This window comes from Mycobacterium sp. NGS16 (assembly GCF_059813225.1).
In genome coordinates this window covers 14,856-32,344 of record NZ_JCALEE010000002.1, presented here as the reverse complement: position 1 = coordinate 32,344, position 17,489 = coordinate 14,856, and the positions used below count along the sequence as shown (strand labels likewise).

16 protein-coding genes are annotated in these 17,489 nt (G+C 67.2%); 9 read left to right on the top strand and 7 right to left on the bottom strand.

All coding sequences use genetic code 11. From position 1 onward, the window contains the following. The first annotated feature begins 18 nt into the window (after positions 1-18). Positions 19-765: a Fic family protein gene (locus tag AC5Y4Q_RS05900; protein ID WP_109976086.1), complete on the top strand. Its 747-nt coding sequence runs from the start codon at positions 19-21 to the stop codon at positions 763-765. A 417-nt stretch (positions 766-1,182) separates the two neighbouring features. Here AC5Y4Q_RS05900 and AC5Y4Q_RS05895 read toward each other — a convergent pair whose 3' ends face one another. Beyond that, positions 1,183-2,040, bottom strand: coding sequence for an HAD-IB family hydrolase (locus AC5Y4Q_RS05895; protein WP_109535707.1), 858 nt, complete (start codon positions 2,038-2,040; stop codon positions 1,183-1,185). A gap of 421 nt (positions 2,041-2,461) precedes the next feature. On the opposite strand from AC5Y4Q_RS05895, the gene ssd reads away from it, so the two are divergent. Together ssd and AC5Y4Q_RS05885 are read left to right on the top strand one after the other, a co-directional pair. After that, positions 2,462-3,553, top strand: a complete 1,092-nt coding sequence (ssd, locus tag AC5Y4Q_RS05890; protein ID WP_275080509.1) for a septum site-determining protein Ssd — start codon at positions 2,462-2,464, stop codon at positions 3,551-3,553. Beyond that, positions 3,550-4,575 carry a TadA family conjugal transfer-associated ATPase gene (locus tag AC5Y4Q_RS05885; RefSeq protein WP_428844439.1) on the top strand — a complete coding sequence of 342 codons (1,026 nt, stop codon included), beginning with the start codon at positions 3,550-3,552 and terminating at the stop codon, positions 4,573-4,575. The genes ssd and AC5Y4Q_RS05885 overlap by 4 nt, the downstream gene beginning before the upstream one ends. Before the next feature lie 150 nt (positions 4,576-4,725). Here the strand turns inward: AC5Y4Q_RS05885 and AC5Y4Q_RS05880 are convergent, their stop codons facing one another. Then, positions 4,726-5,415: a TetR/AcrR family transcriptional regulator gene (locus AC5Y4Q_RS05880; RefSeq protein WP_064922702.1), complete on the bottom strand. Its 690-nt coding sequence runs from the start codon at positions 5,413-5,415 to the stop codon at positions 4,726-4,728. Positions 5,416-5,619: 204 nt separating this feature from the next. On the opposite strand from AC5Y4Q_RS05880, the gene AC5Y4Q_RS05875 reads away from it, so the two are divergent. The 3 genes from AC5Y4Q_RS05875 to AC5Y4Q_RS05865 all read left to right on the top strand — a co-directional run bounded on the left by AC5Y4Q_RS05875 (position 5,620) and on the right by AC5Y4Q_RS05865 (position 9,780). Continuing rightward, positions 5,620-6,078: a PaaI family thioesterase gene (locus tag AC5Y4Q_RS05875; RefSeq protein WP_064922700.1), complete on the top strand. Its 459-nt coding sequence runs from the start codon at positions 5,620-5,622 to the stop codon at positions 6,076-6,078. A 90-nt stretch (positions 6,079-6,168) separates the two neighbouring features. Further along, positions 6,169-6,603, top strand: a complete 435-nt coding sequence (locus AC5Y4Q_RS05870) for a DUF6188 family protein (protein ID WP_064922698.1) — start codon at positions 6,169-6,171, stop codon at positions 6,601-6,603. A gap of 99 nt (positions 6,604-6,702) precedes the next feature. After that, positions 6,703-9,780 carry an MMPL/RND family transporter gene (locus AC5Y4Q_RS05865; RefSeq protein ID WP_082952688.1) on the top strand — a complete coding sequence of 1,026 codons (3,078 nt, stop codon included), beginning with the start codon at positions 6,703-6,705 and terminating at the stop codon, positions 9,778-9,780. 112 nt (positions 9,781-9,892) lie between these two features. Here AC5Y4Q_RS05865 and AC5Y4Q_RS05860 read toward each other — a convergent pair whose 3' ends face one another. From AC5Y4Q_RS05860 to AC5Y4Q_RS05840, 5 genes are all read right to left on the bottom strand, one after another. Then, a complete protein-coding gene (locus AC5Y4Q_RS05860; RefSeq protein ID WP_064922697.1) occupies positions 9,893-10,306 on the bottom strand; it encodes a hypothetical protein in 414 nt (137 codons plus the stop codon). Beyond that, positions 10,303-12,531, bottom strand: coding sequence for a tyrosine-type recombinase/integrase (locus AC5Y4Q_RS05855; RefSeq protein ID WP_064922695.1), 2,229 nt, complete (start codon positions 12,529-12,531; stop codon positions 10,303-10,305). The genes AC5Y4Q_RS05860 and AC5Y4Q_RS05855 overlap by 4 nt, the downstream gene beginning before the upstream one ends. Then, complete coding sequence (locus AC5Y4Q_RS05850) at positions 12,515-13,720, bottom strand: tyrosine-type recombinase/integrase (RefSeq protein ID WP_109470165.1); 1,206 nt, start codon at positions 13,718-13,720, stop codon at positions 12,515-12,517. Before AC5Y4Q_RS05850 ends, AC5Y4Q_RS05855 begins: the two co-directional genes overlap by 17 nt. Before the next feature lie 22 nt (positions 13,721-13,742). Beyond that, positions 13,743-14,996 carry an ImmA/IrrE family metallo-endopeptidase gene (locus tag AC5Y4Q_RS05845; RefSeq protein ID WP_064922693.1) on the bottom strand — a complete coding sequence of 418 codons (1,254 nt, stop codon included), beginning with the start codon at positions 14,994-14,996 and terminating at the stop codon, positions 13,743-13,745. A gap of 64 nt (positions 14,997-15,060) precedes the next feature. Next, positions 15,061-15,837 carry a hypothetical protein gene (locus AC5Y4Q_RS05840; RefSeq protein WP_125225403.1) on the bottom strand — a complete coding sequence of 259 codons (777 nt, stop codon included), beginning with the start codon at positions 15,835-15,837 and terminating at the stop codon, positions 15,061-15,063. A gap of 96 nt (positions 15,838-15,933) precedes the next feature. On the opposite strand from AC5Y4Q_RS05840, the gene AC5Y4Q_RS05835 reads away from it, so the two are divergent. From AC5Y4Q_RS05835 to AC5Y4Q_RS05825, 3 genes are read left to right on the top strand one after another with little or no spacing between them, the layout of a single operon-like run. After that, positions 15,934-16,110: a conjugal transfer protein TrbB gene (locus AC5Y4Q_RS05835; RefSeq protein WP_185746660.1), complete on the top strand. Its 177-nt coding sequence runs from the start codon at positions 15,934-15,936 to the stop codon at positions 16,108-16,110. Further along, positions 16,107-16,907 (top strand): type II secretion system F family protein, encoded by an 801-nt coding sequence (locus tag AC5Y4Q_RS05830; RefSeq protein ID WP_125225404.1) that lies wholly within the window; start codon positions 16,107-16,109, stop codon positions 16,905-16,907. The genes AC5Y4Q_RS05835 and AC5Y4Q_RS05830 overlap by 4 nt, the downstream gene beginning before the upstream one ends. Next, positions 16,904-17,479 (top strand): type II secretion system F family protein, encoded by a 576-nt coding sequence (locus AC5Y4Q_RS05825; RefSeq protein ID WP_185746661.1) that lies wholly within the window; start codon positions 16,904-16,906, stop codon positions 17,477-17,479. The genes AC5Y4Q_RS05830 and AC5Y4Q_RS05825 overlap by 4 nt, the downstream gene beginning before the upstream one ends. Positions 17,480-17,489: the final 10 nt, after the last annotated feature.

The window sequence follows — 17,489 nt, the reverse complement described above, 5'->3', positions numbered from 1 at the left end:
GCGGTAGTGTCACAGCCCGTGATCACCGACCCATTGGCTCCGCTGCTCGAACTGCCCGGTGTCGCCGAGGCCAGCGAGAAGGTCCGCGATGAGCTGGCGCGGGCCCATCGCCACAGGACCAACGTGCGGGGCTGGCCGGTCAGTGCCGCCGAGGCCTCGCTGCGGGCGGCCCGGGCGTCGTCGGTGCTCGACGGCGGACCCACCACCGTCGACGCGCGCGCGGCAGGCGATCCGGTGTTCGCCGGCGCGCTGCGGGTGGCCCAGGCCCTCGAAGGCGGGGAGGGTTCGCTGGTCGAGGTGTGGCGGCGGGCCCCGCTGCAGGCCCTGGCCCGGCTGCACGTGCTGGCCGCCGCCGACCTGGTTGACGACGACCACCTCGGCCGCCCGGCGGGCGGCGCCGAGGTCGGCCGCCGCCTGGAGATGCTGGCCGATCTGGCCACCGGGGGCACCACGGTGCCGGCGCCGGTGTTCGCCGCGGTGGTGCACGGCGAGCTGCTCACGCTCGCGCCGTTCGGCAGCGCCGACGGCGTGGTCGCTCGCGGGGCGGCCCGGTTGGTGACGATCGCCAGTGGGCTGGACCGGCACGGGCTGGGGGTGCCGGAGGTGACCTGGATGCGCAAGGCCGGGGAGTACCGCCGTGCGGCGCAGGGTTTCGCCGGCGGTTCCACCGAGGGTGTGACCGGGTGGCTGCTGGGGTGCTGCGCGGCGATGCACGCCGGCGCCCTGGATGCGCTGGGGATAGCTGAAGCGGGCGCCAAGCGCTGATTCAGCGGCCGTCCGGACGAACGAAGCGGGCGGCGCTCCGAAAGATTCGGCTCGCCGCCCGCTAGCACGGTGCACGGTTACCAAGCGTCCAACGTGGGTTGTGTGGGTGGCCTCGGCGCTCATCCGGTGTGCTTCGGCTGCTGCCCCACCCAAAGGGCTGTCGATACCGAACACGTTCCGTAATTACGCAGGCCCACAACACTTCTGCCATCTTCGCGGCTGTGGCTCCGCGTGGGTACCGCTTTCCGTACTGGGAAGTGCGGCTCGGGAGATCGATCCTTCTCTTCCGGCTCGACCCTGGCCTTGCCGGGCTTCCGTGCTTCCTTTGTACTACGTGACGCAAGCCACATCAAGGCCCAATTGCGAAGGGCGGTTATGACGTCACCGGATTGTGACCGCCGGTGTTTGCTGGAGCGTTCAGAACGCCAGCCGGCGCAGCAGCGAGTAGGTCAATGCCCCGGCGGCAACGGCGCTGATGCCGACCGCTGCGGTGGTGGCCATCGCCGCACCGGACGGCGCCGGAATGCGGTCGCGCAGCGACACCGGCCGGGAGAAGGTGAGCACCGGCCATCCGTGGGCGATCGCCTCCTTGCGCAGCGCCCGGTCGGGGTTCACCGCCGAGGGGTGGCCGACCGCCTGCAGCATCGGCAGGTCGGTGATGGAATCCGAATAGGCGTAGCAGTGCTCCAGCGGGTAGCCCTCCCGGGCGGCCAGCTCCCGGATGGCCTGCACCTTGCCCTCCCCGTAGCAGTAGAACGCGATCTCGCCGGTGTACTTGCCGTCGGCGACGACCATGCGGGTCGCCATGGCGTGCGTGGCCCCCAGTGCCCGGGCGATCGGCGCGACGATCTCCTCGCCGGAGGCCGAGACCACCACCACGTCGCGGCCGCAGAGCTTGTGGTCGGCGATCAGCTGAGCCGCCTCGGCGAACACCAGGGGAGTGACGATGTCATGCATGGTCTCGTTGACGATCGCCTTGACCTGTTCGACGTTCCAGCCGGTGCACATGTTGGTCAGGTGGGTGCGCATCCGCTCCATCTGATCGTGGTCGGCGCCGGAGAGCAGCATGAGGAACTGGGCGTAGCTCGACTTGAGCACGGTGCGCCGGTTGATCAGTCCCTGGTCCATAAATGGTTTGCTGAAAGCCAGCGCGCTGGACTTGGCGATGACGGTGTGGTCGAGGTCTAGGAAGGCCGCGGTGCGGGTTCGACTGCCCACCGGCCTCGGCGATCGCAGCGCCTGCGGGCCCCCGGCGCCCGGGTCGGAAGCGGTCACCGGTACAGCATAGGGGCGAGGGGTCGGCCGGCCCGGTGCAATGCCGGAAAGAGCACTTCAGCGGCCGTGCGGAGCCGAAGTGTCGGCATTTGGCACTAACACTTGCGCCGGACCGGCCTGTCGTGTGTATAGTGGCATCACTCGGCTTATGCTGAGGGTGTATCGGCCCGACCCCCCGGGGTTGATACACGACGACCTCCGCCTCCTCCCCCCCTGGCGGGGGTCGTCTTTTTTAATCGGTCATTCTTCGCTGGAATGGGCTCCCGTCCTTCCGGAACGTGCTCCAAAACCGGAATTATGATCCGATTCGACTTGAAATTGCGTTGGCTGCTGTCGGACGGTTTTGCACAGTCGCGGATTCCATCCACATTCGGGGGTCCAGCGACTGGCCCGGGCGGGGGCGCGCCGCCACGGTGGGGGCGTGAGCACCGCCGCCGGCCTGTTGGCCCTCGTCACTGAGCCCCTACTGCGTGACGAGTTGGACCGCGTGGGTGCGGCGGTGGGCGTGCGCGTCATCCACCTCGGCGCCGCGACACCGAGCCGCAAGGCCTGGGCCGCGGCCGCAGCGGTGGTGCTCGACGAGGCCGCCGCCAGCTCCTGTGCCGCGGCCCGGCTGCCGCGCCGCACCCACGTCATCGTGCTCACCGCGGCCGAGCCCACCGCGGCCAGCTGGCAGGCCGCCGTCGCGGTCGGGGCCCAGCGAGTGCTGACGCTGCCCGCCGACGGCAACGAGCTGGTGGCCGAGCTGGCCGAGGCGGCCGACGCACTGCCCGACGGTGGGTGCCGAGGCGAGGCGATCTCGGTGATCGGCGCACGCGGCGGCGCCGGGGCGTCGCTGCTGGCGACCGCGCTGGCGCAGCGCGCCGGCGACGCGCTGCTGGTCGACCTGGACGCCTGGGGCGGCGGCATCGACCTGCTCGCCGGCACCGAGAACGCCGCCGGGCTGCGCTGGTGCGACCTGACCGCGCGAAGCGGGCGGCTGACCTGGCCGGCACTGCGCGACGCGCTGCCCCGGCAGCGCGGGGTCAGTGTGCTCTCCGCCGCCCGCCGCAGCCATGACGCCGACGCGGCCCATGAGGTCGTTGAGGTCTCAGCCGGAACCGTTGACGCCGTGGTGGATGCGGCCCGCCGCGGCGGGATCACCGTGGTCTGTGATCTGCCTCGCACCCTGACCGACCCGGTCGAAACCGCGCTGTCCGCCGCCGATCTCGTGGTCGTGGTCAGCCCCTGCGACGTGCGTTCGTGTGCCGCCGGCGCCGTGATCGCCCCACGGCTGCGTGCGGCCAATCCCAACGTCGGTCTGGTGGTGCGCGGGCCGGCTCCGGGCGGACTTCGCGCCATTGAGGTCGCCGAGATCATCGGTCTGCCGCTGCTGGCGGCGACGCGGGCCGAGCCGCGGCTGGCCGAGCGGCTCGAACACGCGGGACTGCGCCTACACCGCCGATCCACGCTGGCGATCGCCGCCGACCGGGTCCTCGACGTGCTGCCCGCGCGAAAGGTTGCCGCGGCATGAGCGATTCCTTGATCGACCGGGTCCGCGAGAGGCTGGCATCGGAGTCGTGGGAGTCTGGCGCCTTGCGGCCCCAGGCGGTGGCCGCCGCGATCCGGGCCGAATCCGGCGGGGTGCTCGGCGACACCGAGATGTTGTCCAACCTGCGGGTGCTGCAGACCGAACTGACCGGCGCCGGGATCCTGCAGCCGCTGTTGAGCGCGCCGGGCACCACCGATGTGCTGGTCACCGCCCCGGACGCGGTATGGGTCGATGACGGGGACGGCTTGCGGCGCACCGAGATCCGGTTCCCCGACGAGGCGGCGGTGCGCCGGCTGGCCCAGCGGCTTGCGGTGGCGGCGGGACGCCGGCTCGACGACGCCCAGCCGTGGGTCGACGGCCACCTCAGCGGGATCGGCACCGGCGAGTTCAGCGTGCGCCTGCACGCGATACTGCCGCCGGTCGCCGCCGACGGGACCTGCTTGTCGCTGCGGGTATTGCGGCCGGCCACCCAGGACATCGCCGCTTTGATCGGCGCCGGCGCCATTGCGCCCCCGGCGGCGGCACTGCTGGCCGACATCATCAACGCCCGGCTGGCGTTTCTGGTCTCCGGTGGCACCGGCGCCGGTAAGACCACGCTGCTGGCCGCCATGCTGGGGGCGGTACCGGCCGGAGAGCGCCTGGTCTGCGTCGAGGACGCCCCCGAATTGCAGCCCCGCCACCCGCACCTGGTCAGGCTGGTAGCCCGCGCGGCCAACGTCGAAGGCGCCGGTGCGGTGGGCCTGCGGGATCTCGTCCGGCAGGCGCTGCGGATGCGGCCGGACCGGCTGGTGGTCGGCGAGGTCCGGGGCGCCGAGGTGGTCGACCTGCTGGCCGCGTTGAACACCGGGCACGACGGCGGCGCGGGCACCGTGCACGCCAACAGCCCGGCCGAGGTTCCGGCCCGCCTGGAAGCCCTGGCCGCGCTCGGCGGACTGGACCGCGCCGGGCTGCACAGCCAGTTGGCCGCGGCCGTGTTATCTGGGGTCGCGAGCATATGTGTATGACTGTTACCGATTAGGTGCGTCCTGTGCCGATCAGCCTAATCGGGAACGATCGAATCGCACGGTGTGCCCGCCTAGGGGTTGAGCGGCTGCCATCCCGACCCGTTGCTCCTGTCGTCTGCCCGGTTGCACTGATTGCGCCCCGGGAGAGGCTCACCCCGGGCGGTTGTCGTCTGTGACCCTTTGGCCGTCGGGCTGTGGAACTGCGGGTTGGGCTTCCTGGGGTCGGTGAGTGGCCAGGAAGTCGTCGACGATGCGGGCGCAGTCGTGTGCGGTGATGGATCGCAGGCCGGTCATTCGTGCGAACGCGAGTGGTCCGATGAGTTGGCACAGTGCGAGATCCGGGTCCAGGCCGTCGAATTCAGCAGCGGCCTCGATGTCTTGCAGGATGGCGTCGAAGGGCTGCCGGTATTGGTTGATGACCCGCGCTCGCAGCGCCTGCGGGGCATGTTCGGTGCTGGCGTGATCGATTGTGGTCGGGCCCAGGGCGAGCCAGGCCAGCATGGTGATGTGGGCTGGGGCGTCGGCGAACAGCGCGGCCTGTCGGGTAAGCAGTTCGATGAGCCGTTCGCGCAGTGTCCCACTGGCCGGCCCGGGTGGGGTCACTTGAGGTAGAAGTCGCTCGAAGGTGGCCGCGAGCAACTGCGATGAGCTGCCGAAATGGCGGTAGAGGGTGGTGCGGGCCACCTTGGAAGCCTTGGTGACCGCCTCGATGGTGACGGCTTCGATGCCGCCGCTGCTGAGCAGCGCGGTCGCGGCGTCAAGCAAGCGGTTGCGTGACCGAGTCCGGCGGGGGTCAATATCGTCGTCATCGGGGGCCGGCGGTACCTGCTCGCTGCTCACACCCGCTCACCTCGCCTCATTCCAGATTCCCGACCAATTACGCGCGTCGCCGCCCGTAACGGGTACCGTACCAACGGTAGCGCAGCGAAACTATGTGTACCGAAGGTGTCGTTGGTGGCCGATCACTCATCACATCAAGACGTCGCGTCCGGCCGCTCGGGTGCGGCACGACCTGAGCTGCTGCCCGCTCACACTCCGACGTGTATGGGTTGCGGGCCGCAGAATCCACACGGTTTGCACCTGGTGGTCTACCGCAGCGGCGACACGGTGTACGCGGACGTGACCTTCGACGAACGCCACATCGGGGCGCCCGGTCTGGCGCACGGCGGGGCGGTCGCCGCCGCCTGCGACGACGTATTGGGGTTCGCGTTGTGGATTGCCGGCGCGCCCGCTGTGACACGCAGCCTGACCGTCGAATATCTCCAGCCGGTCGTGCTGCATCGATCCCACCGCATCACCGCGCACGTCGCCACCCGGGAAGGCCGCGTGCTGCACATCGGCGCGACCGGCACCGACCCCGAAGGGACCACCCGATTCACCGCAAAAGCGGTGTTCGTCGTGGTCACCGCCGATCACTTCGCCGCCTATGGCGACGTAGCAGCGTTCGAGCATCTTCTTCGGCGGCTCGGGGGCAACGGGGCGTCGAGCGATCCGGAGTCCTGACCCGCAGCCCGTAACGCTATTGCTAGTAGCGCAGCGCTACGTGCCGTACCATTTCAGTGCAGACCGGTTGGGCGTCGACGGAGGTGCGCGATGTACACCACGTGGATCGAAGGTTGCACCGTGCAGCGGATGTCGTTGCAGGGCGATCTGGTGTTGAGCTTCGATGACGCTAACGAGGTGGTCATCAGTTGCCTGCTGTGGCTTGCCCTGCCCGCTAACGGTGAGTTTCCGGCCGAGGAAGTGCTCATCGACCCGCGCGAGGTCGCCGCCCACCAACGTCCGCTACTGGATCTGGCGGGTGCGGTGTGTACAAAGGCATGCCACGACGATTCCGGTCGGCTATTCCTGAGCTTCTCCAACGGCCTGCGCATCGAGGTCAGCGCCAACGAGCGCGCCACCGCCTGGGAGCTCTACGGCAAACACCACGGTTACATGGCGTGCCTGCCGCACGGCAGGGTCAAGGTGGTCCGCCACGACATCCCCGACGACGAGGACGACAATGCCGGTGCAACGACCCCCAACTAAGGATCTTCGTCGTCGTCGGCCAGGACCTTGTGGCCGGTGGCAGCGTCTTGTGTGGGCGCAGGCGCGGTGAGTGCGGACAACGGTGCGGGCACGGCAACCATGTCTCGCCGGCCCCGCAACGCTGTGGCCGGTCCGGGCGAATCCAGTGAGTACAGCGGCCGGCTCGCAGTGCTGGCCGGGTTCACGGTGCGTCATAAAGCACTGGTCATCGGCGGCTGGATCGCCGCCGCCGTGCTGCTGGCACTGGTGTTCCCGCAGCTGGAAACGGTGGTGCGGCAGCAGTCGGTGAACCTGATCCCCCGCGACGCCGCGTCGTTTCAAACCGTGGACCGCATGAGCGCGGCCTTCGGTGAACAGGGCTCCAAAACGATGCTGGTCGTGGCTATGGAAGACCCCGACGGCTTAACCGCGCCGGTGCGCAACCGCTATGAGCAGTTGGTGGTGCAGCTGCGCGCCGATACCGACCACGTCTTGCTGGTTCAAGATCTGCTCGCCGACCCCGTCACCGCGGCGCACGCGACCAGCAATGACGGCAAAGCCTGGTATCTGCCTGTGGGTGTGGCCGGCACCCTGGGTGACCCCAAGGCCGCCGAATCCGTCCAAGCCGTGCGCGACATCGCCGCCGGCGTATTCGCCGGTTCACCGACGACGGTGTACGTGACGGGCCCGGCGGCCACCTTCAACGACCAGATCGCCGCCGCCGAACACGACCTGCTGCTGATTTCGATCGCCACCGCCGCGTTGATCGCACTGATCCTGCTGATCGTCTACCGGTCGGTGTTTACCGCCTTGTTGCCCCTGCTGGTGATCGGGGTCAGCCTGGCCGTCGGCCGTGGGGTGCTGTCTGCCCTCGGCCAGAGTGGCATGCCCGTCTCGCAGTTCACCGTGGCGTTCATGACCGTGATCCTGCTCGGGGCGGGCACCGACTACACGGTGTTTTTGATCAGCCGCTACCACGAACAGCGCCGCGCACACGTCCCCGCCGATCAGGCCGTCATTGATGCCACCGCCAGCATCGGCCGCGTGATCCTGGCTTCGGCGGCCACCGTTGCGCTGGCCTTTTTTGCCATGGTTTTCGCTCGCCTCAGTGTCTTCGCTGGGCTCGGCCCGGCCTGCGCGGTCGCCGTGCTGGTCGGATTCCTGGCCACCGTCACCTTGTTGCCGCCGGTGCTGGCGCTGGCAGCCCGCCGTGGAATCGGCGAGCCGAAATCCGATCGAACCCGCCGCTACTGGAACAGTGTCGCTGTCGCGGTGGTCCGCCGGCCGGTGCCGCTGTTGGCCGTGAGCCTGGTGATCCTGCTGGCCCTCTCTGCGGTCGCGACCACGATGAAGATCAGCTACGACGACCGCAAAGGCCAGCCTGCCACCACCGCTAGCAACCAGGGTTACCAACTGCTGGATCGCCACTTCCCCAAAGACGTCGTCATCACCGAATTTCTCGTCGTGGAAAACCCCGACGACATGCGCACCAGCAAAGGGCTGGCCGACCTCGACGAGATGGCCTCCCGGGTCGCCCAAGTACCCGGGGTCACCAAAGTCGTCGGGATAACCCGCCCCACCGGCACCCGCCTCGAACAAGCCCAACTGTCCTGGCAGAACAGGCAGATCGGCGACAAGATGGCCGACGCCGTCGCCGATGGCGACGCACGAAAAGGCGACCTCACCCAACTCACCGACGGCGCCGATCAACTCGCCGGCGGCCTGACCCAGCTCGATGCCGCCCTGCACGCCATCTTGATTCCCCTGTCGGGCGTACTGGCCCGAGCCCAATCCGGTGACACCTTGCTGTGGTCATCTCGACCGTTGCTGCAAGAACTTTCGGCCACCGCACCCACCGTCGACCAAGCCATCCAATCCGGACCCGGGCTGCGGTCTCGGGCGGATCAAGCCGAAACCGCCCTCGCTGTGCTGGCCCCCCTCGTCGATGGCCTGAACACTTCCGGGTGGTGTGCCGCCACGCCGCAATGCGCCCAGATCCGTGACCAGGTCCAGATCCTGGTGAGTTTGCGCGATAATGGATTCTTCACCGAAGTCGCCACCCTCGGCGATCGCTACAACCCTGACACCGACGCCACCATTGCTGGCACCCTTGCCGACATACAAGTCGCTGCCGCAGCACTCGACAAGGCCTTCGGAACCCAGGGTGATCCCGCGGACCCGGCCGGCAACATCGGCCGGCTCCAAGAGGGCATCGGCCAACTCGCTTCCGGGGCGCAAGCGCTGGCCGCCGGTGTGCACGCCCTGGCCGACAGCAACATCGAAATGTTGGCTCGGATGGGCCAGGTCGCGGCCCAACTGCAGAACTCGGCCCGCGCCAGCGCCGGCTCTGACGCAGCGAGCGGTTTCTACCTGCCCGCCAGTGCCTTTGATAACCGTCAATTCACCGACGTCGCCAAACAATTCCTCTCACCCGATGGCAAAACCGCCCGCTTTGTCGTCGAATCCAGCTACGACCCCTACAGCGCGCAGGCGATCACCCTCGCCCAGCAGATCGTCGAGACCGCCGACACCGCACGCCCCAACACCACCTTGGCCAACGCCACCATCGCCGTTGCCGGGTTCCCCGCCGTCAACTCCGACATCCAGCGGCTGCTGTCGGCTGACTTCACCCAACTGGCCATCAGCACCCTGGTCATCGTCGGACTCATCCTCGTCCTGCTCTTGCGCTCCCTGCTCGCCCCGCTGTACCTGCTGGGGACGGTCGTGCTGAACTACCTGGCCTCACTGGGCATCGGCGTCCTGGTCTTCCAATGGGGACTCGGCTACGAAATCGCCTGGCCCGTCCCGTTGCTGGCTTTCATCATCCTGGTAGCCGTCGGCGCCGACTACAACATGCTGCTCGTCTCACGATTGCGCGAGGAATCCAAACACAACATTCGCGTAGGGGTACTGCGCACCGTCGCCCGCACCGGCTCGGTCATCACCTCAGCCGGAATCATCTTCGCTGCCAGCATGTTCGGACTGATGTTCGGCTCCATCGCGATCATGATCCAAGTCGGCCTCATCATCGGCTGCGGACTCCTACTCGACACATTCCTCGTTCGCACCCTCACCGTCCCCGCCATCGCCACACTCCTGCGCGAAGCCAGCTGGTGGCCCAACACGCCGCGCTCTATCCCACCTGGACACCGTCAGGCCCGCCTGAGCGATCCGTATTACGACACAGGCACTCTGTAACCGCCGCAGATTGGGGGATTCCGGATACGGGTGCGTGGTTTCGGCGCCACAATGGCTGGAATCGCGAGTAAAGTGCAGGCGGTGCCCCACACCGTTGTTGCGATGGCACCCATTAGCCGCCGCCCCCTGCACCGTTTCCGGCGTCGAGTTGTCCGTAGAGCAGTGCGATTGTCGATTCTTGTTCGGCAAGCTTGGTTTTCAGTGCGCGGATCTCACCGTCCTTGGCGACCAGTTGGGCACGTAGGGCGGCTACGACGGTGGTCTCGCGGCCCGTGGCGGCGTCGAGCGAAGGCGGCTGGCGTCGGTAGGCGTCGATGATGGCGACTAGGTCGCGGTGCTTGTAGACGGTCTTGCGTTCTACGCCGGCGCGGGAAGCGACGGTGGATATGTTGATGATGGCGTTGGTCTTGCGTAGGTGTTTGATGGCCCGTTCGATATCCCGGCGCTTGGTCTGGGAGATGTTCTTGCGGTAGTCGGCCAGGGCGCGGCGGGCGTTATCCGAAGGGGGAGGGGGGCGTTGCCTCATCCGGGTGCGTTGGGGTCGGCTTTGCGTAGAACAGATTCGTGGCTGCCGCGGGTCTTGACCTTCAACAGCGGCAACCGGTTTGAGGCACCAGCACCGCCCACACTGGCTCCGTTCGCGAGGCCCTCGGTGTCGGTGTGCAGACGCTCGATGATGGCGTCCAGAGAGGCGATCTCCCGGCGCCGTTCGTGGATCCACACGTTGTCGTCGGTTAGTTCCCGCCCGCTGCGTCGCCGGTACTGTTCGCGGCGGACCTCGATCAAGGTGACGGTCTTGGCGCGCTGCGCGATCAATTCGTCGAGATGAGTGGCGTCGGTGGCGAAATGCCCGCAGGACAGACAAGCATTTCCTTTGTCACAGCTCTTCAGCGGAGGAAGCAGGCACACGCCGTTGGGAAGTACCCGATCCGTGCGGGCCGCCAGTTGAGTCATGTCATAAATATCGGATGGACTGATTGCGATATCGGTGCCGTGTGCGCCGACCTTCTTGTGCCGCAGGAATTCTGACTCAGCTGTTGCAGCAAGCGTCGCAGCGTAGCGCAGGGTCATCTCAGGGGATGCGTGCCCAAGGTATCGCTGTACCACGTGAATGGGAACGCCGTCGTTTAGCAACTCGGTGGCCCGGGTATGGCGGAGCCGATGGGTCTGGCTGAACCGCAGCGGACGCCCGGTCGAGTCGGCCAGGCCGTGAACCTTGTCGAGTTTGTTCAGTGCCACACCGTAGGACTGGTAGGTGCGGGCCCGGTGGCCCTGATGCTGGTGGCGCAGTCCGAGGAACAGGTACTTCGGGCTCAGCCCAGGGTGGCGGCGGCGAACCCACTGTTGCTGTTCGGTGATCACGTTGACCACCGCCTTCTCAACCAGGATCGACGGCAGTACCCCGTCGACCTTGGTCTGCTGGTAGCGCAACTTGGCGACGAATGCGTCGGGGTCATCGGAATCTGTGGGGCGTTCCTGGCCGGGAATAGCGGTCAGAGGGTCGAAATCGAGCATCAGGATCTCCGAGGCTCGGCGTCCGGTCAGCGCCTGCAGCAGCCAGACTCGCGCGGCTTGCGGGTCTCCGAGGCCGGCGACAACCGAGATCGTTGCATCGGGGTGAGTGATGGCCACCGGCATACCGCGATCGGCCGCCAGCACGTCGAGGTAGCACAACATCTGCTGCAATTCCGTAGTGGAGAACCACGTCAGTTCCCGCTGCCGGTTGGCGCGGCGGGTTCGAAACGCCGCGCCCCACAGCCGCGTGTAGGTGTCGGTGATCTGAGCCCACCGGGGGTCGCCGGTCGCCGCAGCGGCTTCCTCGGCGTGATCAACCATGAAGGCGTAGAACACCTGGGCCTGCGACTGGGTCGAGTCCACCGCGGATGCTGACAACGGCCGGTCTGGTTTGAACTGTGCGGATGGGGATTTCAGGTAGTTGGAAAACTCGGTGAACAACAACCGCAGGGCGGCGCGGTCATCGGCCAACAGCGGGGTGCTGATGTTGCGGGCGGCCAAGAACGGGCCGAGGTGCCTGGCCATGTTGCGAGCACGATCGGCTACCGATGACCAGCGCAGCAATTCCGCGGTTATGGAGGTGCGCAGCCAGAACCGCACGCCCTCACGCAGCCACGGCGGGTGGATCTGGGCAAGTTTGACGACTTTGTCATGGCTGGGTTCATGTTCGCGCTGTGGTATGCGGGGATCAGCCCGCAGATCCCAGATGTCATGGGCCCACCACGGGGCATCGGTGCAGCGCACCGATACGTAAAGATGCAGGTGCTCGATCAAGCCCACGACTTGGCGCCGAGCCCCCGCGGAGGGCAGGCGGGCGTTGCGGCGCTCAAATCGCACCACCGCGTGACGTACGACGTCTTCGGCCGCGAGGTCTGCGATGCTTACTAGAGGCCGGTGATATCGCTGCTGGTGCTCGGCGGCGGCGTCGGTCAAGGCGACGGCCGTCCACTTCAACAGGAACGGCTCGATCTTGCGGATTCCTTCGTGACCGCACAACCACACCCACCACGCCATTTCTTGGCGAAAGCGTTCTGGGACACCGGCGGGGGTGAAGTCGTGGCCGTCGGGATTGTTCAGGTAGCGCTGGTTGCGCACGAATACGGCGTCGAACGGTGCAGCGTCGATGCGGTAGTGCAAAGTTCGCCACGATTCAGGGACCTGCTGCCATTGCCGATCCCACGCGGTGGCCGCCGCGGATCCTGCAGAATCGACGTGACTGTTATGGGGTTGAGTCATGGCTCACCTTCCAGCCGGCGACGAAGCTCTTCCACTGCGCGACCGTGCGCATCTCGGCGTCGGCGGTCACCCACCCGTAGATCGACAGCGTGGTCTGCACATCGGCATGGCCGAGACGGCGCATGACCACGTGTTCAGGCACCCCAGACAACAGCAGAGCGGTGGCGTGGGTGTGCCGCAGCCAGTGAGGAGTCCAATCCTGGGGCAACGCATCAGCATGGGCGGCCGTGAGGGCGTCCACCTTGTCGTAGACGGTTTCCGGGCGTAACGGTGCATAGCGCTGGCCGCGCGCCAGATTGACGAACACGAAGTGCGACGCCAGGTCGGCAACCGCGACGTCGGCGGCCCACCCGATCAGCTGCCACACGTACTCGCTGTAGAGGGCTACCAGATCATCGCCGATGTAGATCCGGCGGGCACCGGACTTGGCTCGTACCCCATGGGGGTGATCGTCGCGGCCGGCCACCAGAATCGACGGCGTGTCACCCCCGGTGATATGGAAATCATTGTGGCGCAATGATAAGGCTTCACCTATCCGAATTCCGGTCTCGGCCAGGACGGCGAAGAACAACCGGTCACGCAAACCCGCCTCGCTGCCGGTCCACTCACCCGACGGCGACTGCACACTGCAGCCATCCAGGATGGTGTTGACTTGATCGGGCAACAACACCGGCGTCTCGCTGCGATTGGGTGCACGCCGGCGGTGCACAGGCACCTCCTGATCACGTCGCGGTCCGACACCAGCCAGGGTGGGGGCATAGCGGCGCCGCGAGGATCGGGCGTGGGAGGAGAACAAGCGGCGGTACGGGCGGGTCAGATCGTGGGCGTCGGCGAAGTACCGGTACATCGACAACACCGCAGCCCCCCGCGGCTGCAACGACGACTCGGCCATCCCAGGCCCGGGCTCACCGATGCGGACCACGCCCGGCAGATCCCCGGTCCGCAGATAACACAGGAACTCGCCAAACAGGCTAGTGGGAAAATCATCCCAGGCCGCGCCGGTGTGTTCGAGCACCGTCCACCACGCCGATAGCCCGTATGCGTAGGCACGCACAGTATTTGGAGACGCGCCCTGATCGGCGAGGAACCGCAAGTACTCCCGGGCAGGTGCAACGGGTAGCCGATCGGCGCCGACCACCGTGTAGGTGTCAGGCCGGTCCGGGAAACACAGCCGCTGCACCCGCGCCACCGTCAGCGGCCTCTCGCGCCGTTCATGGAGTTCTACCGCGACGGAAATCGTCGAGGCGGACCACTTGATGCCGCTCTTCCGGGGCTGATCCGCTAGCGCCGCGCATCCCGACGGCAGCCATCGGGCGCCTGTCAGATGCAGGTGAAGGCCGTTGCGTAGCCAGGAACCATTCGAGCAGATCCGATGGAAATATCATTGACTCGCGTGCGGCCAGCATCGGCACCGAGGCATCCCCGTAGCAGCGTTCCACCCACTTGCGCAGCAGCCGGGGCCGCTCGGGGTCACGTTCGTTCCATCCGGGTTCCGTCATACCCCAGGTATGCCCAGTCTCAGGATTTATCCGTGAATAGAGTTGTGTGGTAAGCATTTTCGCGCGATCAGCGTCGATCAATCCCGAGTCACGCATGTGCATGATCAGCGAACCCAACGACAAGCCCCACTTGTCCTTGAGCGGTTTGAGGTTCAACAGTGACATCACCTGCGGCAACTCCGGCGCCAGCGCGGCGACGGGCGCCAACAACTCGGTGGCGAACCGATTGGCCTCCAACTCCTCGCCCGAGTTCACCGAGCAGTGTCCACGGCTGTGCAACACCAAATGCCCCAACTCATGGGCAACGGTGAATCGGGTCCGTTCCCACGACTCGGATTCGCGCAGCACCACGAGCGGGCGATCCCGGTGTCGTCCCACCCAACTCGAATAACCCAAGTGCTTCTCGTCACGCGCTCTCCCCGGTGTGGCCGCGAACTCGCTCTCCCACTCACCCGGAGTACGCCGACGGACGATCACCGGTGCACCCAATCGCTCAGCTTCATACATCAAATCATCCAGTGGCTCATTAGGTTCCAGCCCCATCGCCTCGCGCAGCCACCCTGCGGCCTGGACCGCGCTCGGCCTGTGATGATCCTTGCCGCAGATCGACGGGATCTTCACATGAGGCAATTTCGACCGCTCATCCAGCTCGCCGAGAAAATCGCCGGCGAGCGAAGCGAATGTCGCCAAGAAGTCCTGCTCGCCAACAGTCATCGACTTTGGCGCCCGGAAAAGCAACTCACCTGCCGAAACGCGAGACTGCGGTTCCGAGCTGAAAAACCGTGCAGGAAAGCGGAACAACTCCGACAGCCGCGCAACCTCATCAGCGGACAACATGATCGTCGAAGACTTCTCGATCTTCGTCTGGCGGGCATTGCTCCAGCCAACCAGGCCCACCACAGAAGTTGCCGTCATCCGCCGCAATAGCCGGGCCTGCCGGACCCGTGCACCAAAAACCTCGATCATCGTGCGCTCGATTCAACATCACCCGAGTGGGAGCCCCGCATGCACCCAGCAGTGTGCACGAGGGCTACGACGATTCCGGCGGCGCTTCCTTCAGTGTCTCCTCGGTGACGCCGTCGGCATCCGCGAAATCCTCGTCCCGGCGCCGCTTTCCGGGCATTGCAACCTCGGTAGCCTGCGCGAACGGATCCATGGTGGGTGCCGTTTTCGCACGCTGCTCCATGATCGGTGGCGGCAGCGGAGTGCTGGCGTAGAGTACCTGAACCTTGTCGGTGAGTATGCCCGCAGCCAAGACCGCACCACCCAAGCCCAGATTGCCTGGCCACCACAGTACATATTGCCGATACCCGGGAGGCTCCGGAATGCCATCCCCGCCGCCGATTGGGTACCCCAATTCCTCCTCGATACTCAGCTGATGCTCGCCGGGCACATACTCCACCGATTCGAGCAGGCTGCCGTCCCAGTTGCGTGGATGTTTGCGCACCCCGATACGAGACCCCTTCCCGTCGACCAGAACAATCCCAAACCCGTTGCCCTTGATCGCCCTCAAAGTCGAGTCCTCGGTCTGGCGACGCCACCTCGAGAACAGCAACGTCTCCAGCAGCGTGCATGACACGGTGATTCCTCGGGGATCGTTGCCCTGATCGACGTACCGGTCCGGAACCTCCGCCAACCTCGCACACAGATCGCCATGCGTTTCGCCCAACACGAGAGCATGCTGCTCGACGAACTTCTCCACCAGCAGTTGTGGATTGTCGTGTAGGTCCATGGGGTGAATTTTTACCCCGGTATCCCACATCTGCCGGCGCGCCACGCCGTGCAAACTCGGAAAATTTTTGGCCAACCATACCTAATAGGATACATGTATACGACGATTAATCTGCAGGTAAACACGCTAATTACTCAATAAAACGTGTTGAACCTCTGATAACCCAGGCAGGTGCTATTGCACGTCGGCCGCGATCGCAACGGCCGGCGGCGGCTCACCGACATCTCGTTGTTGTGCCGCACCGCCTCCGGCATGGTTCAGGCCGCGCCGGTGTGGCACGCCGAGCGGGGAGCGGGTGACCACATCGCCGAATTCCGGGCGCTACTGCGGGATCGGAGGCCGGCATGACCAGCCTCCCGGTCGCCGCGCTCGCGCTGGCCGCGGCGGCGCTGCTCGGCGTCTCGCCGCGCCGCCGGCTGCAGCCGGCCGACCGCCCGGGTCGCCGGATCGGCCGGTGGGGTGTGCTGGGGTCGTTGGGTTGCGGCACCGCGGTGCTGGCCGTGGTCGCCCTGCCGGGAAGCACCTGCCTGGCCGGCGCGGTGCTGGCCGCCACGGCTGCGCTGCGCCACGCCCGCGGCCGCCGGGGCCGGCGCGCGGTGGCGGAATCACGCGCCCTGGAGAGTGCACTCGATGTGCTGGTCGGTGAGTTGCGTATCGGCGCACATCCGGTGCGGGCGTTCGCCGTTGCCGCCGCCGAGACGAGCCACGGCTTCGTGTCCGCCGCCCTGCGTGGCGTGGTCGCGCGAGCCCGGCTGGGCGCCGACGTCGCTACCGGGCTGCGGGATGCCGCCACGTCCTCGGCGCTGCCTTCGCACTGGGAACGGCTCGCGGTGTACTGGGAGCTCGGCGGCGAACACGGGCTGGCGGTGGCCACACTGATGCAGGCCGCTCAAAGTGATATTGCTGCCCGGCAACGGTTTTCCGCGCGTGCCGATGCCGGGATGGCCGGTGCGCGGGCCTCGGCGACCATCTTGGGCTGCCTGCCGGTGCTCGGGGTGCTGCTGGGCGAACTGATCGGGGCCCGTCCGATCGGCTTTCTACTCGGTGGACCCGGTGGGGTGCTGTCGGTGGTCGGAGTGAGCCTGGTCTGCACCGGGCTGCTGTGGTCGGACCGGATCACCCTGCGTGTGGGCGCCGCCCGGTGAGCAGCGCCGCGGTGTTACTGGCCACGGCGATGCTGGTCGCCCCGTCAACGGTGCGGGCACGCGCGGGGCTGCCCCGGCCGGCCCGTCCGGTACGCCGTCGAGCGGTGCCGGGCACCGACGCGCTGGCGTTGGCGGCCGGCCTCGAGGTGTTCGCGCTCTGCCTGGCCGCCGGAATGCCGGTCTCGGCAGCTGCCGCCGCGACCGCCCGCTCTGCGCCGACGCAGCTGGCGGGGATGCTGCGCCGCGGCGCGGAGCTGTTGGCCCTGGGCGCCGATCCCGGGACCGCCTGGTCGGTGCCGTCAGGTGACGCCTGTGACCCGTCGACGGCCGCGGTGCTGCGACTGGCCCGACGATCCGGGTCCTCCGGAGCGGCGCTGGCGGCCGGACTCGGTGAGCTCGCGGCCCACTGCCGCGACGAGGCGGGGCACGCGGCGACCGCCGCCGCGGAGCGGGCCGGCGTGCTGATCGCCGGGCCGCTCGGGGTGTGCTTCCTGCCCGCATTCGTCTGCCTGGGCATCGTGCCGGTGGTGGCCGGCCTGGCCGGCGAGGTGCTGCGGTCGGGCCTGCTGTGAGCCCGCCGAT

Coding starts and splice junctions, on each gene's coding strand:
- AC5Y4Q_RS05865 (WP_082952688.1), top strand. CDS start 6,703: ATGTCTCGCCGGCCCCGCAACGCTGTGGCCGGTCCGGGCGAATCCAGT.
- AC5Y4Q_RS05875 (WP_064922700.1), top strand. CDS start 5,620: ATGGGTTGCGGGCCGCAGAATCCACACGGTTTGCACCTGGTGGTCTAC.
- AC5Y4Q_RS05870 (WP_064922698.1), top strand. CDS start 6,169: ATGTACACCACGTGGATCGAAGGTTGCACCGTGCAGCGGATGTCGTTG.
- AC5Y4Q_RS05885 (WP_428844439.1), top strand. CDS start 3,550: ATGAGCGATTCCTTGATCGACCGGGTCCGCGAGAGGCTGGCATCGGAG.
- AC5Y4Q_RS05845 (WP_064922693.1), bottom strand. CDS start 14,996: ATGATCGAGGTTTTTGGTGCACGGGTCCGGCAGGCCCGGCTATTGCGG.
- AC5Y4Q_RS05860 (WP_064922697.1), bottom strand. CDS start 10,306: ATGAGGCAACGCCCCCCTCCCCCTTCGGATAACGCCCGCCGCGCCCTG.
- AC5Y4Q_RS05830 (WP_125225404.1), top strand. CDS start 16,107: ATGACCAGCCTCCCGGTCGCCGCGCTCGCGCTGGCCGCGGCGGCGCTG.
- AC5Y4Q_RS05855 (WP_064922695.1), bottom strand. CDS start 12,531: ATGACTCAACCCCATAACAGTCACGTCGATTCTGCAGGATCCGCGGCG.